Below are 536 nucleotides of genomic sequence, written 5' to 3'. Positions count from 1 at the left end.
TAAGGCCCGGCAAGGACAGAGCGATGGTGATCGTAGACATTGATCTGCGTGAGTTCGACGTTAAAAAGAGCCGTATCAGCATCATCGCATGGACGCTAATCAAGCTTGAAGAAGGCGGCATCAAGGCGCGGCCATATTTCGGTGGACCTTCTACATACGGCACCTATTACCCGATAGAACCAGGGACTCTGGGCCGCAAGTTCCTCAGCAACGATGTGGTTCGCTTTACCTGGAAGCCCTCACATCAGACCGAACACAAGCCGGTTGAGCCTGAGCCTCAAGCCCGTCCAGCGGTAGTGGTTGACGAGGCTAAGCGTGAAGCAACCGTACAAGCTCTGGCTACCCACTTAGCACAGAGCGAGGCTCGCAAATACAGGCTGAGCCCAGAACAGACACAGCAGGCGTATCAACGCCACCTTCAAAAAATGCAACGGAGAGCAAGCTGATGGACCTCATGAAAGCACTGGCAGATTGCAAGAAGACGTTTGAAAGCGCTGATCGCACCCTGATGGAGGCTCAGGCTTATCTAGCCAAGC

At 53.9% G+C, this 536-nt stretch carries 1 protein-coding gene; it reads left to right on the top strand.

Annotation, left to right across the window (positions count from 1 at the left end; translation table 11 throughout):
• A partial coding sequence (locus tag PLU01S_RS25270; protein WP_218019582.1) for a hypothetical protein occupies positions 1 to 446 on the top strand: 446 nt, incomplete at its 5' end.
• Positions 447 to 536: the final 90 nt, after the last annotated feature.

The organism is Pseudomonas luteola NBRC 103146 (assembly GCF_002091675.1).
GTDB lineage: Bacteria > Pseudomonadota > Gammaproteobacteria > Pseudomonadales > Pseudomonadaceae > Chryseomonas > Chryseomonas luteola.
The sequence above is the reverse complement of the archived record's forward strand: the minus strand, read 5'-3'. Positions and strand labels throughout refer to the sequence as shown.